Source organism: Mycobacterium sp., from assembly GCF_052145595.1.
GTDB lineage: Bacteria > Actinomycetota > Actinomycetes > Mycobacteriales > Mycobacteriaceae > Mycobacterium.
Window position 1 is genome coordinate 1 of record NZ_JBKQOI010000344.1, and the last position, 4273, is coordinate 4273.

Below are 4273 nucleotides of genomic sequence, written 5' to 3' on the forward strand. Positions count from 1 at the left end.
GCCACCACCACGATGTTTCGTCCGGGCACCCGGCTGGCGGTCACCATTCCGTCGGTCGATCCTCAGCGCGGGCGGCTGACCGGGATAGTGGTGCAGTTGCTCACGTTGGTGGTCGACGAGGGCCAACCGAACGACATCACTACGGTCCGCGCCGTCCCGCACGCGGAATGGTCGGTGCGGCTTACCTCGTGACTTCTCCAAGGCCGAACGTCGACTTGTCGTGCGGATTTAAGTCGTTTAGGCGCAACAAGTCGACGTTGGGCGAAACATGTCGGTGCCGACATGCACCGTGCTCGCATGGAAATCCTGGACTGGCCTTTCAGAGGAACCGAAGCGCTCGCAGCCGGAATCGTCACACCGCATCGATTGCGGACCGATTTCGAGATGGTTCATCGCAACGTGTACATCCCTCGCGCGCAGAAGCTGACGCCCGTGACCCGGGCGGTCGCTGCTTGGCTGTGGTCGGGGCGTTCCGCGACGGTTGTGGGCCTGTCCGCGGCAGCGCTACACCGCACGGCGTGGATCGACGACTGGTTGCCGGCCGAGCTGAACCGGCGTAGCCGTGACAAGGCACGCGGGATCATCCTGCACAGCGACACCCTCGACGAGGATGAAACGTGTATGCGCGACGGGATTCGGCTGACCACACCGGCACGCACGGCGTTCGACCTGGGAAGACGAAAAGGACTGACCGCAGCGGTGATTCGGCTCGACGCGCTGGCGCGTGCGAGCGAGGTGAAGGTGGCCGACGTGGAACTGGTGGCCGAGCGCCATCGGGGGGCACGCGGGTTGGTGCAACTGCGACAGGCTCTGCCCCTAGTCGACGCCGGCGCCGAATCACCTTACGAGGCGAGAACCCGTTTGGTTCTCATCAGCAGCGGGCTGCCGCGCCCCCAGACCCAGATCGAGTTGGTCAACGACTGGGGCGCGGTCATCGCGGGGATCGATATGGGCTGGGAGGAGTGGACGATCGGCGTCGTATTCGACGGCGCACAACACTGGACCGATCCGGCGCAGCGGACCCGGGACATCGATCGATTGGCCGAGCTCGAGGCCCGCGGCTGGACGATCATCCGGGTCAGCGCCGACCGGCTGCGATATCGACCCCACGTCATCGTGGCACGCGTCCGTAGCGCCCTGCTTGCCGCCGGCTGCCCACTCTAACCAGTACGCCGAGCGTGGAGTTGTTGCGCCAAGCCACCGCGATTTCGCCCAACAAGTCGACGCTCGGCACTGGGTTAGGCGCCGTGACCGGCCGGTACCCGCTCGCCATCGACGGGCGGCCCGGGAGGCGTTCCGTCTCCGAAAGGCCTGCCCCCCAACGCTTCCCGTCCATGCGGCGCCAACCAGCCGGTCAGGTCCGGGCCCTTGGGCACGATACCGGTGGGGTTGATGTCGGCGTGCACGATGTAGTAGTGCTGCTTGATCTGGACGAAGTCGACGGTATCGCCGAACCCCGGTGTCTGGAACAGGTCGCGCGCGTAGGCCCACAACACGGGCATTTCGCTGAGTTTGCTTCGATTGCACTTGAAATGCCCGTGGTAGACGGGGTCGAAGCGGGCCAGCGTGGTGAATAGCCGTACGTCTGCCTCGGTGATCGCGTCGCCGACTAGGTATCGCTGGTTAACCAGGCGATCGCTCACCCAATCCAACGCGGTGAACAGCCGGTCGTAGGCCGCCTCGTAGGCCTGCTGCGTGCCGGCAAATCCGCAACGGTACACACCGTTGTTGATCTCGGTATAGACCCTCTTGCTCACCTCGTCGATCTCGGCCCGCAGGCGCTCGGGGTATAGCTCGGGTGCACCATCGCGGTGGTAGGCGGTCCACTCTGTCGAGAAGTCCAGGGTCATCTGCGCGAAATCGTTGGTGACCACCGCGCCGGTGGGTATGTCGACGATCGCCGGGACCGTGATGCCTTTGGGATAGTCGGGGAAGCGCTTGAAGTAGGCGTCTTGCAGCCGTGGGATCTTCAGCACCGGGTCGACACCGCCCGGATCGAGATCGAACGTCCAGCTGCGCTCGTCGTGAGTGGGACCGCAAAACCCAATGGACAAAACGTCTTCCAGGCCCAGCAATCGCCGGACGATGATCGCGCGATTGGCCCACGGACAAGCCCGGGCAACCACGAGCCGATACCGGCCCGGCTCTACCGGGTAGCCGTCGCGTCCGTCGGCGGTGATGCGGGTGGTGATGTAGTTAGTGTCGCGGGTGAATTCGCCCGCCCCGGCAACGTAAGCCATGGCGACAATTCTGCCTCAAGGCCCGACGTCGACTTGTTGGTCCTAAATCGCAGGATTTCGCCCACCAAGTCCACGCTCGGCGCAAAGGGGTTAGGTCAGAAATCGTCGAGCCAGATTGGTCTCGGTCGACGCCCCGGGCTCCCAGTGCGCGATCCACGGCCCGGTGCCCTCTGATTGATCGATGATCCCGTCCTCGAGCCAGCTGTAACGGCCGTTCAGCACATCGCGGGTAAGCCGAACATCGCTGCTGTCGGTGTTGGTCCACAACGCGTTAAACAGGGCCTCGACCCGAAGGGTTGCCTGCTGGCAGAAAGTGTCGGCCAGCTCGTAGGCCTGTCCACCGACGACCGGATCCGCGGTCCGCTGCCCCTCGGCGCGCACACAGACGGCGGACATTGCGAACAGCTCGGCACCTATATCGACGATCCGCGCGAGGAATCCCTGCCGTTGCTCCAGTTTGGCCTGCCAGCGCGCCATCCCGTAGAAGGTGTTGCGGGCCAGCTTGCGAGTGCAGCGTTCGACAAACCGCAGGTGTGACGCCAGTGGGCCGAACTCGTTGTACGCCGTGGGCCGCTGGCCTTCGCCAAAAACAAGCTGTGGCAACCATTTTGCGTAAAAACCGCTCGCGCTGACCGCCGCGGTGGCCTTCTGTCGCAAACCGGCGTCGGCCTTCGCGAGATCACCGGCCGCGGCCAGGTGCGCATCGACGGCCTCCCGGGCGATGAGCAACCTCATGATCTCGCTCGAACCTTCGAAGATGCGGTTGATCCGCAAGTCCCGCACCGCCTGCTCCGCCGGCACCGCACGCTCCCCGCGCGCGGCGAGCGACTCCGCGGACTCGTAGCCCCGGCCACCGCGGATCTGCACCAGCTCGTCGGCGATGAGGCAGCCCATCTCGCTGCACCACAATTTGGCCAACGCCGCCTCGATCCGGATATCGTTGCGACCTTCGTCGGCCATCTGCCCGGACAGCTCCAGCACCGCTTCGAGTGCGTAGGTGGTCGCGGCGATGAAAGCGATCTTGCTGGCGACGGCTTCGTGTTGGCCGAGCGGCTTGCCCCACTGCACTCGCTCGTTGGACCATTCGCGCGCTATTTTCAGCGACCATTTGGCGGTGCCCGTTGCTGACGCCGGTAGCGCCAGTCGGCCAACGTTGAGTGTGGTCAGCGCGATCTTCAGACCGTCGCCTTCCCTGCCGACCAGGTTTTCGGCAGGAACTCGGACACGGTGGAGCCTGGTCACGCCGTTTTCGATGCCGCGCAGCCCCATGAACGAGTTGCGTCGCTCCACTGTGATCCCGGGTGAGTCGGCTTCGACAATAAAAGCGCTGATTCCGCCTCGGTGCCCGTCGCTCTTGGGAACCCGGGCCATGACCACGAGCAGTTCGGCGACCACGCCGTTGGTGGTCCACAACTTCACGCCCTCAAGTTCGTAGGCCTGTCCGTCGTCGACCGGTGTCGCCGTCGAGCCCAGGCGCGCCGGGTCAGAGCCCACATCCGGTTCGGTGAGCAGAAACGCCGATATCGCTCCGGCCGCACACCGCGGCAAGAACCTCTTCTTCTGTTCCGGGGTCCCGGCAAGCTTGAGGGGTTCGGGAACCCCGATCGACTGATGTGCCGAGAGCAGCGCGCCCAGACTGGGATGAACCGTCGCGATCATCACTAACACACGGTTGTAGGCAACTTGCGACATGCCCAAGCCGCCGTATTCGGGCGGTATTTTCATGCCGAAACAGCCCAATTCGGCCAAGCCCTTTACGTATTCATCTGGAATCTGCGCATCGCGTTCGATGGCGCTGCCGTTGACGGTCTCGAGAAATTCCCGCAGTTTGTCGAGAAACGCGCGTGAGCGCGCCTCGTCGGCGTCAGACGGTTTGGGAAACGGGTGGATGAGCTCTAACGGAAACCGACCGAGAAACAATTCTTTGGCGAAGGACGGTTTGTCCCAACCACTTTCGCGGGATTCCTCGGCGAGGGCTCTCGCTTGTTCCTCGGTGACCTGCGCTTGCTGTGCCATCGGACGCCCTCTCGCTT

4 protein-coding genes are annotated in these 4273 nt (G+C 64.2%); 2 read left to right on the forward strand and 2 right to left on the reverse strand.

Going from position 1 to position 4273, the window contains the following annotated elements:
* The coding region (locus ACLP4W_RS28530) for a DUF2771 family protein (protein ID WP_442390693.1) at window positions 1-192 on the forward strand (192 nt) is incomplete at its 5' end.
* A 105-nt stretch (window positions 193-297) separates the two neighbouring features.
* Window positions 298-1164, forward strand: a complete 867-nt coding sequence (locus ACLP4W_RS28535; protein ID WP_442390695.1) for a hypothetical protein — start codon at window positions 298-300, stop codon at window positions 1162-1164.
* A 74-nt stretch (window positions 1165-1238) separates the two neighbouring features.
* Here the strand turns inward: ACLP4W_RS28535 and ACLP4W_RS28540 are convergent, their stop codons facing one another.
* Window positions 1239-2240: a glutathione S-transferase family protein gene (locus ACLP4W_RS28540; RefSeq protein WP_442390697.1), complete on the reverse strand. Its 1002-nt coding sequence runs from the start codon at window positions 2238-2240 to the stop codon at window positions 1239-1241.
* Between the two features lie 90 nt (window positions 2241-2330).
* Window positions 2331-4256 (reverse strand): acyl-CoA dehydrogenase family protein, encoded by a 1926-nt coding sequence (locus ACLP4W_RS28545; protein ID WP_442390699.1) that lies wholly within the window; start codon window positions 4254-4256, stop codon window positions 2331-2333.
* Window positions 4257-4273: the final 17 nt, after the last annotated feature.